1 protein-coding gene is annotated in these 1,111 nt (G+C 53.9%); it reads left to right on the forward strand.

Annotated elements, in window-relative coordinates; translation table 11 throughout:
• Positions 1–973, forward strand: a 973-nt coding sequence (locus RMSM_RS42925) for an FHA domain-containing protein (protein ID WP_040768954.1), incomplete at its 5' end; no start/stop codon positions are given.
• Positions 974–1,111 lie beyond the last annotated feature (138 nt).

Genomic DNA, 1,111 nt, shown 5'->3' on the forward strand with positions numbered 1-1,111 from the left:
GTTGTCAGTACAGGAAGCTCGCGTTCCCCCGATCGTTTATTTGGCATGCTCGTTTGTCGATGGGATTGAGGTTTGGCCGCTCTGTGCTATTTCCTTTCCACAGTGGGGCGTGCTCTCGCTCGAGGACGAATTGTTGATCGGGAGGACTGCGTTTACGTTCAGCCATGCGGGTAACGGTCAACCGCAGAGGTCGTCTTCTGTTGTAGCTGCATCGGCAGCAGCGAATCGCTTCGACCACGACGGAAGAGTATCATCGGATTCGTTCCTCGACGGGGGCAATTTTGGGGGCAGCGAACGACAGAAGCGCTATCCAAATGTGGTGCTGAGTATGGATGGTCAAACTCGGACGAAGAGGCTACGTCGCAGAGTGACGATCCTTGGCAGTCGACACCCCAGTACGTTTCGCGTGCACGGTCTTCGGTTGTCCCCCTTCGATCATGCGATCGTCACGGTGGATGATTCGGTTTGGCTGATCGATTTGAAGTGCGCTGAAGGGCAGTCTCCAAAAGACTGGATAACGCGACTTGTTCCAGGCGGCGACCCAGTGGCGATTGGAAACCTTCAGATACAACAACCTGCTATTTGCGAGGTTGAGGATGACGGAGGGATCGGTTTGGGGGATGAGCCGGTGGGGCGGCGTGAGGAAGCCGGAGAATCAATGTTGTTAAGCATGAAAGAGAGTCGTGCGGAACCGTACACAGCCTCTTGTGTCGACTCAAGCGTAAAACCCGTTGCAGTTGAACAGGTTCAGGATGAACGTGTTGAAGATGATCAAGTTCGGTTGCCGGTTGAGGACGATGACGAGCTCGCGACAAAGATTACCGATCGGCTTGTGTCAATTCAACAACAAAAAACGCAGCGTCGACGATTGGTTGTGAACATAGCCTACGGAACTGCTTTTCTGGTGGCATTCTTTTCAATCACGTGGATCGTCATGTCCTTGTTGGTCCCCGCGTTTGTGCAGGCGGGTTAGCCGTACAAACATCCCGTGAATTGTGGATGCCAGCGTATTCGCAGGTCCGCCTCTCCGTAGCGAAAGTCGCCAAGACTTTTGTGAGATAGGCTTCCAGCCTGTCATTGCGCTGGAGAAGTGACGCGGGGAAGTTGTCGG

The sequence above is a fragment of the Rhodopirellula maiorica SM1 genome, assembly GCF_000346295.1.
GTDB classification, from domain to species: domain Bacteria; phylum Planctomycetota; class Planctomycetia; order Pirellulales; family Pirellulaceae; genus Novipirellula; species Novipirellula maiorica.